A 15,206-nucleotide genomic window follows, 5' to 3' on the forward strand; every position below is an offset into this window, starting at 1 on the left:
TCAGCGGTTTGCCTTTTGGGCCTCCCTCATCATTTCTTCAATGGTAGGTTCTTTGATCTTGGTTTCTTCCATTTTCTTGAAGATCTCCTGTTGCGCTTCTGTCAATTCATCATAATTGGCAATGATTCCGTTTTTGTATTTAATTGTTATTGCAACACTTCCATTTTCATTATAACGTAACCAATTCCCGTCAGGCCGTCCATTGAGGTATTTTCCATCGGTTTGTTTTTTCCCGTCAGGAAAATACAATAAAAAACTTCCTTCCAACATATCTTTTTTATAAGTAGCTGAAAGCTTCAGTTGCCCGCTTTCAAAATATTGTTTCCATGGGCCATCTTTCAGGTCGTTGTTCCAGGATACTTCTTCTGCAACGCTTCCTCCGGGATAAAAAGCCTGGGATTTTCCCTGGCGCATTCCCATACGATACCCGGTTTTATAGGATAGATTTCCTGTATGATAGTTATAAAATGTCCAGATACTGTCCCGTTTGGTCTGCACATAATTGCCTTCGGCAGCCAGTTTTCCATTCAATCCGTAAAACCGGGAATAAGCTTTTTCCCCGTCTTGACTGTATTGCATGATTACCCGAATCCCACCCCCTTCAGGATGATATCGTTTCATCTCTCCGACAGGCTTGTCATCTTTAAAATAACCGGTATACACCGGAAAGCCCTTTTTGTCAACAGCTTCCCAGTAACCCTGTTTGCGGCCTTGTGCATCACGTTGGTTCTTTGTTTGCTGGGCATGCAAATATCCCGCAAGTAAAATGAATAATATCGTAAAAACAAAGTGCCTATGCTTCATTTTTTTCTATCTGGTATTCAGGTAAATCTTGAATTAGTATATTTTCAGGAACATGTTGTATTACATCCAGAAACCGTTCCTGGATATGTAATACTTTTTTCATATCTTCCGATGGCTTGTGCAAAATACGGTTATTACCGCTTTTATCCAGTGATTCGGTAATATATTTAATGGTATACCGCTGAATATCTTTTGCAGGCATGAAAGCACGTATTTTTTCCTTATCCGTATGCACTTCAGTGATTAGGTTCGCACTCAATAAATCAGCCATGACCATGCGTACAAGACGTATCGGTAATTTCATCCTGGCTGCTATTGCCTGGGCCGTTAACGGTACTTTTCCGTCAATAAAACGTTGAACGATTTTCTGCAGCAATAAGATATTGTATGCCCGGTGCGCATACGAACTGATCTGTAATGATTCATTTTCCAGTTCGTATAGATCTATGTTCTGATTGGCGAATGATATTTCTGCCCCTAAGAGAACAATCAACCAACTCATCTGCAACCATATCAACAATAATGGTATGGCGGCAAAACTTCCGTAAATAGCATTGTTTCTGGACATAAATAATTGGAGGTCAATATATAACCATTGAACAACCTGAAAGGCAGTTCCTGCAACGATCCCTGCAATCAATGCCGATTTGAATGAGACCTTGGTATTGGGCATGATCATATATAGCAATGTGAACGACAGCCAGACCATCACATATGGGAATAATTTCATTAGAAAAACCAGAAAAGGGCTGATATTGAACAGTTCTATCTGGGCAGAGATATTGCTTATCTGTGTCGCTACGTAAACGGTTCCGCTACTGGCTGCGATAATCAGTATCGGAGCAACAAGCATCAAAGAAAGATAATCGGTGAATTTGCGGACATAACTGCGGTGTTTTTTGATCTGCCAGATATCATTGAAAGAACTTTCAATATTTCCCAGTACTTTCATTACCGACCAGAATAAAACGACCATCCCAACTCCGGCGATTACACCTCCTTTTACATTATCAAGCGCTGAATGGACAAAAGATATCAACCAGTTAAGTACTTCTTCCTGTCCTTTGAAATTGTCAATTAGTCTTTGTTCCAGGTCTTTGTCGAATCCGAAACCTTTGGCGATACCGAACCCCATGGCTAGGATAGGTACCAGAGCCAATAAGGAATAGTATGTGAGTCCCGAAGCACGAAGCTGTACCTTGTCCTCAAAAAAACGCCGGAAAGAAACCAGGATCACACGCAGATATTTCAGCAGCCGGGCAATACCCGGAGGATAATCGTCCAGGCGAACACTCCATACTTCATCTGTAATAAAGTGTTTTACCTGGTTAAATATATGCTGTGTTTTTTGAATTAGGTTCATATCAAAAAATAAGTTCAAAGAAACGGATTAATATTTGAAAATACAATACCTAAGCAAAGATACATAGTTGTTTATGCTCATTGTAACAGCGGGATCCGTCAAGTGACAGCCGGAGAAAATAGCTTTATTTTTTCCCGGTCGTTCATGGCTTTTTCATTACCTTTGTCGACATAACCATAATTTCGTCAATCATCAACCAACTCACCATATATAGCGCTTCTGCAGGTTCAGGGAAAACCTATACCGTCAGTAAAGAATATATCAAGTTGTTGCTCCGTGGTATGGATTACCATCGCCATATCCTGGCCGTTACGTTTACCAATAAGGCTACGGAGGAGATGAAGACCCGTATTGTCCGGGAGTTATACCGGATGAGTAGGGGAGAGGACAGTACATATATACGGATGCTGGCAGGAGAGACGGGATTATCTGAAAATGAGGTTCCCGGTATCGCCCGGGAAGCGATGGCCCATTTACTACATGATTATGCGCATTTTTCTGTAGTGACGATCGATAGTTTTTTCCAGAAGGTGATCAGGGCCTTTGCCCGGGAGATGGGGCTTTATGCCGCTTATAATGTGGAGTTGGACCAGGCATCCGTATTGGATGAATCCATCGACCTGATGATGGATAGCCTGGATCAAAACCATTTCCTGAAGGATTGGCTGGTAGAATGGGCAAAGAAAAAAATAGAAGAAGGGAAGTCCTGGAATTTCAAAAATGATATACATAAACTCGGGCAGGAGATCTTTAGTGAAGAAGTCAAGCGGATCAATACGGGTCTGCTGGATGATATTACAGATAAGAACCAGCTGGAGCCGTTCCGGAAAAAACTGGAAAAAACGGTGGATGAGTATATGGAACATTTACAGTCGATGGGCATACATGCCATGAAGATGATTTCGGAACAGGGATTGACCGTTGATGATTTTTCACAGAAAGAAAAAGGGGTGGCCGGATATCTTAAAAGGGTGTCCGAAGGATTGAACCCGGAAGCCAAAACAAATGTAAGGAAAGCGCTTGATGATGTTTCGGGATGGTATAGTAAAACATCGCCACTTAAACATGAGATTGAACAGGCATACTATAACGGATTATCAGACATTCTGGAAAAGATTGTCTCCTTTCAGGCAGATAATGCACAAAAGTTGGCCTCAGCAAAAGCCGTGTTGAAACAACTGAATGTATTGGGTATTTTATCAGATCTGATCCGTTATGTCAAAGAATATACCCGCGACCAGAATCTATTCCTGCTATCTGAAGCATCCGGATTCCTCAGGACCATTATTGCCGACGCTGATGCCCCTTTTATATATGAACGGGTGGGGAATTTCTACCAACATTTTATGATGGATGAATTTCAGGATACTTCAGCGATCCAATGGGATAACTTTCGTCCTTTGATCGATAATAGTCTTTCGTCCGGAAACGACAGCTGGATCGTGGGTGATGTGAAACAATCCATTTACCGTTGGAGAAACACCGACTGGAAAATCCTGTCCGAGCAGGTGGAAAAGGATTTGATATATCATAAAATATCAAAGGAGACACTAAATACCAACTGGCGGAGTGTTCCGGAAATCATTCATTTTAATAATGCTTTTTTCAGGGATGTTGTTCAACAACTCTGCCAAGCTTTTGTACTTGAGGAAAAAGAAATTCCTGATAATACATTTCTGGAGGAATTGCTTACGGATATGCTGAAAGCATATAGCGATTCATACCAGTATTTACCGGAAAATCTTCCGGTAGACCAGCAAGGATACGTCCGTCTGTCTATTGTCCCGAATGAAAAAGAGGATGAAGAAAGCTGGAGGGAAAAGGTATTGAACCAGCTTCCCGGACAAATAGAGTCGTTACAGGATTTAGGATATCGTTTATCCGATATTGCAATTCTGGTGCGTAAAAACGAAGAAGCGCAGATCATAGCGGATACTTTGTTGAATTACAGGCAAACCCACCCTGATTCAACCTACCGGTATGATGTTTTATCCAATGAATCTTTGTTGGTCAAAAATGCATCATCTGTTAAATGGCTGGTAGCAGCAATTCGTTTTATCATCAATCCCGAAGACAGTATCAATAAAGCTTTCCTGCAGCATGAATACCAATGTTACCTGCATGTCAGAAATTCTCAGGTAAAGGACCTGACCGAAACGCCCGAAGATATGTTGCATCAATGGCGGATTTTGCCCATATATGAGTTGGTCGATCTGCTGGTACAGGACAACGGGTTGTTTCTTGATGAGATACAGGCCCCTTTTATCCAGGCATTCCAGGATATTTTACTACAATATACCCGTAAAGAAACATCCGACCTGCATTCTTTCCTCGACTGGTGGGAAGAAAACAAACACAAACGATTCGTTACTATGCCTGATGGACAGGATGCTATCCGGTTGATTACCATCCATAAATCCAAGGGGCTGGAATTTGAGGCTGTTATTATTCCTTTCTGCGAGTGGCCTTTAGCCAAAGATGGGAAGATATTATGGTGTCATCCTGAGGAGCCTCCTTTCAATGATTTGAAGTTATTACCTTTAAAATTCGAATCTTCACTCCGGAATACGATCTTTATCAAAGATTACCTTAGGGAAAAGATGTTTTCATATATTGATAATCTGAATCTGTTGTATGTGGCTTTTACACGAGCCAGAAAAACATTATATATATATACGCCCCATCCACAGAAAGAATGTTTCTCGAATATCAGCGATCTAATCTATCGTACATGGATGCAGCCGGTTTCCCATCAAAAATCCGATAAATACTATATTTCTCTGAATGAACACTGGCATGCTGATACGCTGGAGTTTGAACTGGGAGCACAAAATCCACGGATACAGAAAGAATTCTGCTATCCCGAGCAAACCACTTATTTTCGTGATAAAGCAGACCATCAATGGGAGTATGTGCCGCATATAACACGTAATAGTAGTTATTTCCATCTGATTGGTACGAACGCTCAAATAGATAAGGGACGTTTACTGCATGATATTTTCCGTAACATCATTACTGTTGACGATATGAGGAAAATTCTGGATACCATGATCACTGAAGGAAAATTGCCTGAACAGGAAAGGGTACATATTATTGGTGTGATACATCAGGCGCTTCAGGATCCGGTGGTAAAAAGGTGGTTTTCCAAAGACGTGTCGGTAAAAACTGAAGCGGAGATATTGTTTCCAGATGGAACCATGGCTCGTCCCGACCGTGTCGTTTTTGATCGGAACCATGTCCAGGTAATTGATTACAAATTTGGGGAAACAGAGTCATCCGGTTACAGGACACAAATAAAAAGATATATTCGTTATCTGGAAGAAATGGGTTATGCTCCGGTGGAAGGATTTTTATGGTATGTTACCTTAAATAAGGTGGAAAAGGTAGAATATTAAATCATACATAAATAGGTATATAATTCTACATTAAAGGGTATAATTTATACATAAATGGGTATGTAATTCTACATTAAAGGGTATAAAATTATACTTAAGTATTGTGAGTATCAAAAAATAGCCCTATTTTTGTGGCTTCAAAAAAAGTAAGTTTTTCACTTAATTTATTTAATAATAGTTATTTATGTTAAATCATTACGAGACCGTTTTCATCGCAACTCCCGTTTTGTCTGACGCTCAGATGAAGGAAACGGCCCAAAAATTCAGGAGCCTCATTGAGAGCGAAGGAGGCCAGATTGTCAGTGAAGAGGACTGGGGCCTACGTAAATTGGCTTATCCGATTCAGAAAAAAAGTACAGGATTTTATTACCTCATTGATTTTAAGGCTGAAGGAGAATTTATCCAGAAGCTGGAAACCGAATACCGTCGTGATGAACGTATCATTCGTTTCCTTACTTTTGCAATGGACAAACACGCTGTAGAATACAGTGAAAAGAGAAGAAAAAAGAAAAAAGAACAAACAGCAGAAAAAACAAAGGAGGAATAGATCATGGCACAAAATTCATCAGAAATAAGATACCTGACCCCGGTAACGGTAGATGTACAAAGAAAAAAATATTGCCGTTTTAAAAAGTTAGGGATAAAATATATCGATTATAAAGATCCGGAATTCTTGAAAAGATTCCTGAACGAACAGGGAAAAATTTTACCGCGCAGAATTACCGGTACTTCCCTGAAATATCAAAGAAAAGTGGCAACAGCCGTTAAGCGTGCCCGCCATCTGGCACTGCTACCATATGTTACTGATTTGATGAAATAAAAAAGAGATTGAAGAAATGGAAATCATATTAAAACAAGACATAAACAATCTGGGATCAAAAGATGACGTGGTAGTTGTAAAAGACGGATATGCACGTAATTATCTTATCCCGCAGGGCTTTGCAATTATTGCTACCGCATCTGCCAAAAAGATGTTGGCAGAGAACATCAAGCAAAGAGCCCATAAGGAAGCTAAAATTAAAGCTGAAGCTGAAAAAATGGCCGCAAAAATGGAAGGTTTGAAACTGACCATCGGAGCCAAGACCAGTTCTACCGGTAAGATATTCGGTTCGGTGAACACCATTCAAATTGCTGAGGCTTTGAACGAGAAGGGATTTGAGGTGGATCGCAAGAACATTCTGATCAAAGAAGATCAGGTGAAAGAAGTCGGTTCCTACAAAGCTAAAGTCAAGCTTCATAAAGAAGTAGCTGTAGAAATTGATTTTGAGGTCGTTTCCGAATAATCAAAACTTTATATAAGAAAAGGCATCAAAAAAATTTTTTTTTGATGCCTTTTTTTGCAATATCCGAATAGCCATGTTAACTGTTGAAAAAGTAGGCGGCACTTCGATGTCGAAATTCCATGATGTATTGCGTAATGTCATCATCGGGAAAAGAAAAAATGACGAATTGTATCACCGTATTTTTGTGGTTTCGGCATACAACAATGTGACCAACTGGTTGTTGGAACACAAAAAATCAGGACAACCGGGCATTTATACCAAATTTTATAACAACGAGGAGTATGAAACCGCGTTGGATGAATTATGCAGAAAATTGATTGAAATCAACCGGGAATTCGAGAATATAGGGTTGAATCAATCTGAAGCAGACCAGTTCATCAAGAAAAGGATCGCCCATGCGCGTCATTATCTGAACAGTATGGCAAAGGTAGTTGCATCCGGATATGTCAATAAGGATGATATATATCTGGCGGCGAGGGAAATACTGGCATCGCTCGGTGAGGCCCATTCTGCTTTCAATACGGTAAATATCCTGAATAACAACGGAGTCAATGCCACCTTCATCGATTTGTGCGGATTTTATGATTCCGATCCGCTGACGATTGACGGACGGATCAAAAAAGCGTTCGAAGGAATTGATTTTTCAAAGACGCTTTGTGTCGCTACCGGGTACACCAAAGGAACCGAGGGAATTATGCGGGCCTTTGACCGGGGGTATTCCGAAGTCACTTTCAGTAAGATCGCCGTTGAGGTAAAAGCCAACGAAGCCATCATCCATAAGGAATACCATCTTTCAAGCGCTGATCCCAACATTGTAGGAGAAGACAAATGTGTCCCGGTGGGACATACCAGCTTTATCATAGCCGACCAGCTGGCTGATATAGGCATGGAGGCCATCCATCCGAAAGCGGCAAAGCCGTTGGAAATGAATGGTATCAATATCCGTATCAAAAACACTTTTGAGCCGGAACATGAAGGAACCCTTTTCTCGAAAGACTATGTCAGTCCTACATCCAGGGTGGAAATCGTTTCGGGAACCGATAAAGTAACCGGAATCGAGATCTATGATCCGATGATGGTCGGCGAAGTGGGTTTTGATATGCACATCATGGAGATATTTTACCGCCATGGTATCAGTTATATCCTGAAATCGACCAATGCCAACTGTATCACCATGGTAGTATGGGATACCCCGAAATTGAACGCTTTAGTGGAAGAACTGGGGACGAAATATGATGAGGTCGTAGTGAAACCGGTGGCCATGGTTTGCTGTATGGGTACCAATATTGCTTTACCCGGTATGTTGGGCCGGGCGGCAAATGCACTCCACGAACATTGTATCAATGTGGAAGCATTCAGCCAGTCACTCAGGCAGGTAAACATGCAGTTTGTGATCAGAAGGGAGCAGTACAGGGAAGCGATCATTGCTCTGAATGAGGCATTATGCCTGGGACCTGATATAAAAAGCTGTAAAGTAAAATAAGTATATAAAATACGTTACGGTATTCTTTCGTATTTTTATGAGTGAAGAGGTGATACTTTCGTAAAAAATAAGTATAAATTGCTTGTAGCAATCAATATATGATTGCATGAGAGAGAGGGTACTACTACTGGAAGTTCAACAGGTAGGTTGCGATACAGCATATCCTAATGAAGAATTTACAGGTAAATACTGTTGATAGTTGAGAAGCCAGATATTATAGTTCAAAGTTAGAAAGTTCATCATTCATCATTTCTGCCATAGTTGCCTTAAACTTGGAATCTTGAATTTTAAGATTAACTTAGCGCCAGCATTCCTTTGTAGCGAACTTAGCTGAGCGATCTCACGAGTAACACAGCATAAAAAATTATATCTATGAGAAGAGTGTTTTTTGGGGTTTGTATATGTCTTAGCTTGGCCGGATGCACCGGAAAGAAATCATCACCGACTGGAGATCCGTTAGGAGAATATCTCGTTATTGATATCGCCAGTGGAATAGGTGAGTACCAAAAGGCATACTGTTCCGATTTTTTTTCGTCGATGGAATTGATCACTTTGGAAACCAATAAAAAATCTTTAATAGGCGACGAACCTGTCGTTCTACTTCACGACCAGCTGATTTTTATACATTCAATTACTTTATCTTCTGTTTTTCCTCCAATACGAGATCTCTACGTTTTCGATCGTTCGGGAAAATTCCTGAACCAGATCGGGAAAACAGGAAATGGCCCGGGTGAATATCGATCAATAGACAATGTTTTTTTGAACCGGGACAAACCGGCTATCTATATTGAGGATAATAACCACATTTTAGAATATGAGTTGGATGGGACGTTTATCCGGTCTTTCCGGGTACCAAAGGTGGATGGGGAAAATTTATTCCGTTGTTCTTATGCAGGGAATAACTTATTTGTCGGTCAGGTGAGTTATAACGGGAAAAATAAATACAAATACTGCTTATTCGATCAGGACGGGAATATTGTTAAAGGTTTTCCAAGCTACTTTTTTTATGAGAAGGTCGGCAAGGGCTGGTCTTATACATCGGCACTGAATCCAGTCTGGGTTGATGATCATTTATATTTAAAGGATTACGTAAATGATACCTTATATACCCTTACGGATTCGGAACTGCATCCGGCTTACATTTTTGATTTCGGCAAATACTCGATCCCTATAGAAAAACTCAGTCATGATATACCTGCCGGATCTTCTAATAACATCGTCATTAGTGGAATGGTGGGAACACCTGATTATATTTTTTATCATCTTTATGTTCCGGAAATATTGTCCAGGCCAAAATCCAGGCCAATACTCATGTCATCAGGACGGGAAAGATCAACTGATGCCATAGTGTATGGTATTTACCATATCAAACGGAACGCCAATATATTCCTTGACACGGATCCATATCAACAAAAAGGATTGATCAATGATATAAATGGCGGCTTGTCGTTTATCCCGCAATACTATGCCGGGAATGGCGTCCTGATCGATTTCTGGAAAGCGGAAGATATGAAAGAAATGCTTACCGAAGAGTATTTTGCCACCCAAAAGACTAAAGACCGGCAGGCACATCAACAACTCAGGGAACTGTTGAAAAAAATGAAAGACGAAGACAACGGGGTAATTGTTGTTGCTAAATTGAAATAGAATTAACGTTTTCATGCAGCGATGTAGATGATATAATTTTGAACATTTACTTATGAATTTTATTTGTATTTCTACGGATAAGTTACAACAGAAATGCAATTTCATCTACTTCATCCATATTGTCGGATATCCTAAACTCCATTTGATCGCTTCCATCTCTGCACAATGCCACATTTCGTGTTTAAAACTCCAGGACAGTGCTTCATATTTTGTATGCGCAACAGGGTGTTTAAAAGGTATCGGCATCAATTCTTCATATAAGATATCGTCGGTTAGCAGGGAGAGGTTTTGGATACAGATCTCATGAACGGCCTTGAATTGATCCTTCAGCTTACACACAGCGATCAGGTCTTTTTTTACAGACCGGTGTAATGTACCCATCCCATTAAAAATTTTAACATAATCGGTCAAAGGAATGATCTGACTGACCTTTTCATTTCTTCCTGTGATGACCGTAATGGCATGGAAATTTTGTGATATTAATAAATGACCTATTTGCCAGGCAAAATTAGCGTTCATACCTTGAGGCATAGTGTACCACAAGTCTTCAGGGATCTCTGTAATCAAACGGTCTGTAAAATTCCTCGATTCAATGATCTGATCTTTTAAAAATTCAATTTTACTCATTTTTCTTTTTAATTGGTTATCTAATTATGAGTGAGTAAAACCTATTTTTTGTGACCATTCAGGATAATATTTTTTCCCAGTAATTTCTTTTTGGCAGTTCCTTATCGGCTCTTCGGTATACGTCAATAAATCGGATGATCTTTAAGGTAGCGGCATATTCTTTATCCAGATCCACAGACCGGACATGTTTCCGGATCCTGCATTTACACGTTCCGGAAGGATTGTATAAAGGACAGGTATCATTCATGAAATGAGAGATCTTTTGCACTGAACGCGACAGTATTTTCCGGATATTGACTTCTTTCATTTCCATGATTTCACTGATTTGCCAATAAGACAGATCAATGTTGATCTTAAAAATAAAAATCAGTCGTGCATGATTGTCCAGGCAATGATTCTGAGCAGTCAGGCACCAGTCACAGCACCTCCTGATCCATGCTTTATGTTCCTCTTCCTCCTCTGTTCCGTCATACGTTATTTCAGGCAGTTCCCTGAATTTTTCCAATTCGAAAATGGTGGATATTTTTTCATTTTTTGCATACCTGAGGATGGTACGACTGGCTATGGTATAGATCCAGGTAGATAATTCCGAATGGCCTTTGAAAGAATGGATATTTTTCAATACCTCATACCATACTTCCTGGGCCGCTTCTTTGGCCAGTTCTTTATTTTGTATCATTCGCCGCGAAATGGCGGAGACCATTTCCCCGAACCGATCAATGATCTGCTCTTTATTAATTTCTACCAACAGTGGTTATTTACCTGACTCCTTTTACATTCATACGTAGCCCGTACAAATATTGTGAAGCTGTAATGAATAAAGTTTTCATGTCTTTTCCGCCAAAACATACATTAGCGGTCCAGTTGGCATCTACGGGAATATGTTCTATTTTTTCTCCCTTAGCATTAAAGACAGTAACTCCTTTTCCGGTAAGGTAGATATTTCCTTTTTGATCGATGGTCATTCCATCCGATCCCATGGGAGCAAACAACTGCTTATTAGTCAATGATCCGTCGGAAAGAATATCATACATATACGTTTTACTGTCACCTATATCAGCTACATATAGCCTTTTGCCGTCCGGTGTCCCGATGATCCCGTTCGGCTTTTTCAGGTCGTCGGCTACCCTTGTTACGGTTTTCAGGTCTGCGGAAAGAAAGTAAACATGTTCGCCATCTTGTTGCATTTTCGGATCGCGGGTCCAGTAATTCCGTTTATATAAGGGATCTGTAAAATATACTCCTCCTTTCGGGTGTACCCATAAGTCGTTCGGGCCATTTAATTTCTTCCCTTCATAATTGGTGAGCAAAACAGCATGTTTTCCGTCCATATCAAAACTCCAGATCTCATTGTCCATATCGGAACATGATAATAAATGTCCGTTTTTATCAAAATACATTCCGTTAGCACGACCGGTGTTTTCATGGAATACAATTAGTTCACCGTCTGTTGTCCATTTAAGGATGCGATTATTAGGTTGATCTGTGAAATAGACATTTCCTTTTTTATCTACAGCCGGTCCTTCTGTAAAACTAAACCCTTCTGCCAATTTTTCTACTTTTGCTTCCGGAGCGATGATCTGTTGCTTTTTTTGCCCGTTTGCCGTAAAAAGAACAGCAAAGAAGAAAAGGCCTGAAATGATTATTTTTTCCATGATTTGATCATATGATTATTATTGGCATCAAATATAACTATTCCGTCAATAATGATCACTTATAGGGACAAAAAAATAGGGTGCCCATCGGGACACCCTAAATCTATGATTGTTCTATCTGCTTATTAAACAGTAGCCATGTGAGCGATCAAATCCAATACTTTGTTGGAATAACCCCATTCATTGTCATACCATGAAACCAGTTTCACGAAATTGTTATTCAGGGAAATTCCTGCTTTAGCGTCGAAAATTGAAGTGCGGGCATCACCGATAAAATCGCTTGAAACTACTTCGTCTTCAGTATATCCGAGGATACCTTTTAATTCGGCTTCAGAAGCTTTCTTCAAAGCGGCCTTGATTTCATCATATGAAGCTGCTTTTTCGATACGGCAAGTGAGGTCAACAACAGAAACGTCCAGAGTAGGAACGCGGAAAGCCATACCTGTTAATTTACCATTCAGGGAAGGAATTACTTTACCAACAGCTTTTGCAGCACCTGTAGATGAAGGGATAATGTTGCCGGCAGCAGCACGTCCGCCTCTCCAGTCTTTTGCAGAAGGAGCATCAACAGTTTTTTGGGTATTGGTGGTAGCATGAACGGTAGTCATCAGGCCTTCTACAATACCGAAATTGTCATGAATCACTTTAGCCAAAGGAGCCAGACAGTTAGTCGTACAAGATGCATTGGATACAAAAGCTTGACCTTTATATTCTTTATGGTTAACACCCATTACGAACATAGGGGTATCATCTTTTGAAGGAGCAGACATAACTACGCGTTTTGCACCTGCGTCGATATGACCCTGAGCAGTTTCTTTAGTCAGGAACAGGCCTGTTGATTCAACAACATAATCAGCACCTACTTCGTTCCATTTCAGGGAAGCAGGACTTTTTTCAGCAGTAACGCGGATAGCTTGTCCGTTCACTACTAATTTGCCGTCTTTTACATCGATGGTACCTTTAAATTGACCATGAACAGTATCATAACGAAGCATGTATGCCATATAGTTTACATCAATCAAGTCGTTGATGCCGACAATTTGGAATTCATCCCTTCCCATAGCAGCACGGAAAACCAAACGTCCGATGCGGCCAAAACCGTTTATACCTACTTTAATCTTTGTCATAATGCTATCTGATTGTTTATTAATATGATTATATTTTGAATGCAAAAATATACATTTCTCGCTCGCTATGCAACAAATATTGTACCAAATGATGGGTATTGCCGATTGAAAAGTACATTTATACTCCGTTGATTTCCGGATGGAAGTATATGGACGGAATACATTATTTCACTTACAAAATTTTTCGGTCAGGTATTCTCAAGAAAGCGTTATATTTGCGTCCGTTTTTGCGACAAGTCTGCTGTGTTGGTCTCAGTATTTTCCGGTATCTTTAAAAGCAGAGGGCCGAATGATGAAATGAACCAGGGGATCTAAACTGAAAGCTAAATAATAAAATGAAATATATTGTAGTACTTGGTGATGGAATGGCCGATGAGCCGGTTGATGAATTATCCGGGAAGACACCGCTGGAAGTAGCCAATAAACCAGCCATTGATTACCTGACGGAACATGGAGAGCTGGGCATGGTAAAAACAGTTCCGGATGGTATTCCTCCGGGAAGTGATGCCGCAAATTTATCGGTAATGGGATACGATCCGAATAAATTCTATACCGGACGTTCTCCCCTGGAAGCGGTTAGCATGGGGATACAGCTTTCCGATACGGATGTGACTTTACGCTGTAACCTGGTCACTTTGAGTGATGATGTTCCATATGCTTCAAAAACAATGATCGATTACAGCAGTGATGAAATTACCTCAGAAGAAGCTGCCGAGCTGATCGGATCACTTCAGGATAAATTAGGATCGGAAATTTTTCATTTTTACCCTGGTCGTAGCTACCGTCATTTATTGGTGTGGAAAAACGGGAAAACCGGAAATATTTTGACTCCTCCGCACGATATTCTAGAACGAAAGATTGACGATTATCTTCCGAAAGGCACTGAAAGTGCAGTAATATTACAGATGATGGAGAAGAGCGTGGAAATATTCCGGGATCATCCGGTGAACATTCGCCGCAGGGAAGCCGGATTACGTCCGGCCACTTCTATCTGGTTATGGGGGGAGGGGAGAAGGCCGTCATTACCCAACTTTGAAAAGAAATACGGATTGAAAGGGAGTGTGATTTCAGCCGTTGACCTGGTATTGGGTATTGGATTATGTGCCGGCCTCGAACCAATAGAAGTACCAGGCGCCACAGGTAATATCCATACTAATTTTGAAGGCAAGACACAGGCTGCTATCGATCAATTACTGAATAAAGGAAAGGATTTTGTTTACCTCCATATAGAGGCCCCGGATGAGAGTGGCCACCGTTATGAAGTTGAAAATAAGGTAAAATCGATTGAGATCATTGATCAACAAATGGTCTTACCCATTAAAGAAGCTTTGGATGCTTCCGGGGAAGAGTATTCCATCATGATCTTACCGGATCATCCTACTCCTTTAAGGTTGAGGACACATACGTCCGATCCTGTCCCCTATGCTATTTATCGGAGTACCGTAGAACGCCGGAGTGAAATTTCTGCATATACGGAAAAGAACGGGGCGGCAACCGGGCTATACATTAGGGAAGGTTTCAGGTTAATGGATCGGTTCCTCAAGGATGAAGACGTATTTTAATGGAGAATGATAGTACCGGCTTATTCCGGATACTTTACATATCATATCGTTCATGACCCGGATCATCTTTTGCCAATAAATGAACGTTCAGATAATTGTTACTATTAAACGAAAGGCATATTTTAGTATACATTTGAAGGTAGCTATTCACAAAGAAGATAATTCTAACCGGAATATCCGGAGCAGATTAAGTACACTTTTGTGCTCAACTGATGAAAATCAGTTTTGTTCCATATAAAAAAATATATTTTTGCATGGAA

13 protein-coding genes are annotated in these 15,206 nt (G+C 40.4%); 7 read left to right on the forward strand and 6 right to left on the reverse strand.

Annotated features, from left to right (window positions below):
* On the reverse strand, positions 1-804 hold the full coding sequence (locus LBQ60_01460) for a toxin-antitoxin system YwqK family antitoxin (GenBank protein ID MDR2036570.1): 804 nt from the start codon (positions 802-804) through the stop codon (positions 1-3).
* Positions 794-2,167 carry a YihY/virulence factor BrkB family protein gene (locus tag LBQ60_01465; GenBank protein MDR2036571.1) on the reverse strand — a complete coding sequence of 458 codons (1,374 nt, stop codon included), beginning with the start codon at positions 2,165-2,167 and terminating at the stop codon, positions 794-796. The genes LBQ60_01460 and LBQ60_01465 overlap by 11 nt, the downstream gene beginning before the upstream one ends.
* A 206-nt stretch (positions 2,168-2,373) precedes the next feature.
* Between LBQ60_01465 and LBQ60_01470 the strand changes: the two genes are divergently transcribed.
* The 6 genes from LBQ60_01470 (at position 2,374) to LBQ60_01495 (ending at position 9,975) form a co-directional block, all read left to right on the forward strand.
* The gene (locus tag LBQ60_01470; protein MDR2036572.1) at positions 2,374-5,562 is read left to right on the forward strand and encodes a UvrD-helicase domain-containing protein; all 3,189 of its coding nucleotides are present in this window, start codon (positions 2,374-2,376) and stop codon (positions 5,560-5,562) included.
* 184 nt (positions 5,563-5,746) lie between these two features.
* The gene (rpsF, locus tag LBQ60_01475; protein MDR2036573.1) at positions 5,747-6,109 is read left to right on the forward strand and encodes a 30S ribosomal protein S6; all 363 of its coding nucleotides are present in this window, start codon (positions 5,747-5,749) and stop codon (positions 6,107-6,109) included.
* 3 nt (positions 6,110-6,112) lie between these two features.
* Positions 6,113-6,382: a 30S ribosomal protein S18 gene (rpsR, locus tag LBQ60_01480; protein ID MDR2036574.1), complete on the forward strand. Its 270-nt coding sequence runs from the start codon at positions 6,113-6,115 to the stop codon at positions 6,380-6,382.
* A 16-nt stretch (positions 6,383-6,398) separates the two neighbouring features.
* Entirely contained in the window at positions 6,399-6,845 is a 447-nt protein-coding gene (gene rplI / locus LBQ60_01485) for a 50S ribosomal protein L9 (protein ID MDR2036575.1), read from the forward strand.
* A gap of 73 nt (positions 6,846-6,918) precedes the next feature.
* Positions 6,919-8,328: an aspartate kinase gene (locus tag LBQ60_01490; GenBank protein MDR2036576.1), complete on the forward strand. Its 1,410-nt coding sequence runs from the start codon at positions 6,919-6,921 to the stop codon at positions 8,326-8,328.
* 372 nt (positions 8,329-8,700) lie between these two features.
* Complete coding sequence (locus LBQ60_01495; GenBank protein MDR2036577.1) at positions 8,701-9,975, forward strand: 6-bladed beta-propeller; 1,275 nt, start codon at positions 8,701-8,703, stop codon at positions 9,973-9,975.
* A 105-nt stretch (positions 9,976-10,080) separates the two neighbouring features.
* Here the strand turns inward: LBQ60_01495 and LBQ60_01500 are convergent, their stop codons facing one another.
* The 4 genes from LBQ60_01500 to gap all read right to left on the reverse strand — a co-directional run bounded on the left by LBQ60_01500 (position 10,081) and on the right by gap (position 13,384).
* Entirely contained in the window at positions 10,081-10,602 is a 522-nt protein-coding gene (locus LBQ60_01500) for a DinB family protein (GenBank protein MDR2036578.1), read from the reverse strand.
* A gap of 58 nt (positions 10,603-10,660) precedes the next feature.
* Positions 10,661-11,350: a sigma-70 family RNA polymerase sigma factor gene (locus tag LBQ60_01505; protein MDR2036579.1), complete on the reverse strand. Its 690-nt coding sequence runs from the start codon at positions 11,348-11,350 to the stop codon at positions 10,661-10,663.
* Positions 11,351-11,360: 10 nt separating this feature from the next.
* The gene (locus LBQ60_01510; protein MDR2036580.1) at positions 11,361-12,257 is read right to left on the reverse strand and encodes an SMP-30/gluconolactonase/LRE family protein; all 897 of its coding nucleotides are present in this window, start codon (positions 12,255-12,257) and stop codon (positions 11,361-11,363) included.
* A 125-nt stretch (positions 12,258-12,382) separates the two neighbouring features.
* Positions 12,383-13,384, reverse strand: coding sequence for a type I glyceraldehyde-3-phosphate dehydrogenase (gene gap, locus LBQ60_01515; GenBank protein MDR2036581.1), 1,002 nt, complete (start codon positions 13,382-13,384; stop codon positions 12,383-12,385).
* A gap of 335 nt (positions 13,385-13,719) precedes the next feature.
* Here gap and LBQ60_01520 point away from each other — a divergent pair, with 335 nt between their 5' ends.
* Positions 13,720-14,946, forward strand: a complete 1,227-nt coding sequence (locus LBQ60_01520) for a cofactor-independent phosphoglycerate mutase (GenBank protein MDR2036582.1) — start codon at positions 13,720-13,722, stop codon at positions 14,944-14,946.
* Positions 14,947-15,206: the final 260 nt, after the last annotated feature.

This window comes from Bacteroidales bacterium, from assembly GCA_031275285.1.
GTDB lineage: Bacteria > Bacteroidota > Bacteroidia > Bacteroidales > UBA4181 > JAIRLS01.

Coding starts and splice junctions, on each gene's coding strand:
- LBQ60_01460 (MDR2036570.1), bottom strand. CDS start 804: ATGAAGCATAGGCACTTTGTTTTTACGATATTATTCATTTTACTTGCG.
- LBQ60_01465 (MDR2036571.1), bottom strand. CDS start 2,167: ATGAACCTAATTCAAAAAACACAGCATATATTTAACCAGGTAAAACAC.
- rpsF (MDR2036573.1), top strand. CDS start 5,747: ATGTTAAATCATTACGAGACCGTTTTCATCGCAACTCCCGTTTTGTCT.
- rpsR (MDR2036574.1), top strand. CDS start 6,113: ATGGCACAAAATTCATCAGAAATAAGATACCTGACCCCGGTAACGGTA.
- rplI (MDR2036575.1), top strand. CDS start 6,399: ATGGAAATCATATTAAAACAAGACATAAACAATCTGGGATCAAAAGAT.
- LBQ60_01490 (MDR2036576.1), top strand. CDS start 6,919: ATGTTAACTGTTGAAAAAGTAGGCGGCACTTCGATGTCGAAATTCCAT.
- LBQ60_01495 (MDR2036577.1), top strand. CDS start 8,701: ATGAGAAGAGTGTTTTTTGGGGTTTGTATATGTCTTAGCTTGGCCGGA.
- LBQ60_01500 (MDR2036578.1), bottom strand. CDS start 10,602: ATGAGTAAAATTGAATTTTTAAAAGATCAGATCATTGAATCGAGGAAT.
- LBQ60_01510 (MDR2036580.1), bottom strand. CDS start 12,257: ATGGAAAAAATAATCATTTCAGGCCTTTTCTTCTTTGCTGTTCTTTTT.
- gap (MDR2036581.1), bottom strand. CDS start 13,384: ATGACAAAGATTAAAGTAGGTATAAACGGTTTTGGCCGCATCGGACGT.
- LBQ60_01520 (MDR2036582.1), top strand. CDS start 13,720: ATGAAATATATTGTAGTACTTGGTGATGGAATGGCCGATGAGCCGGTT.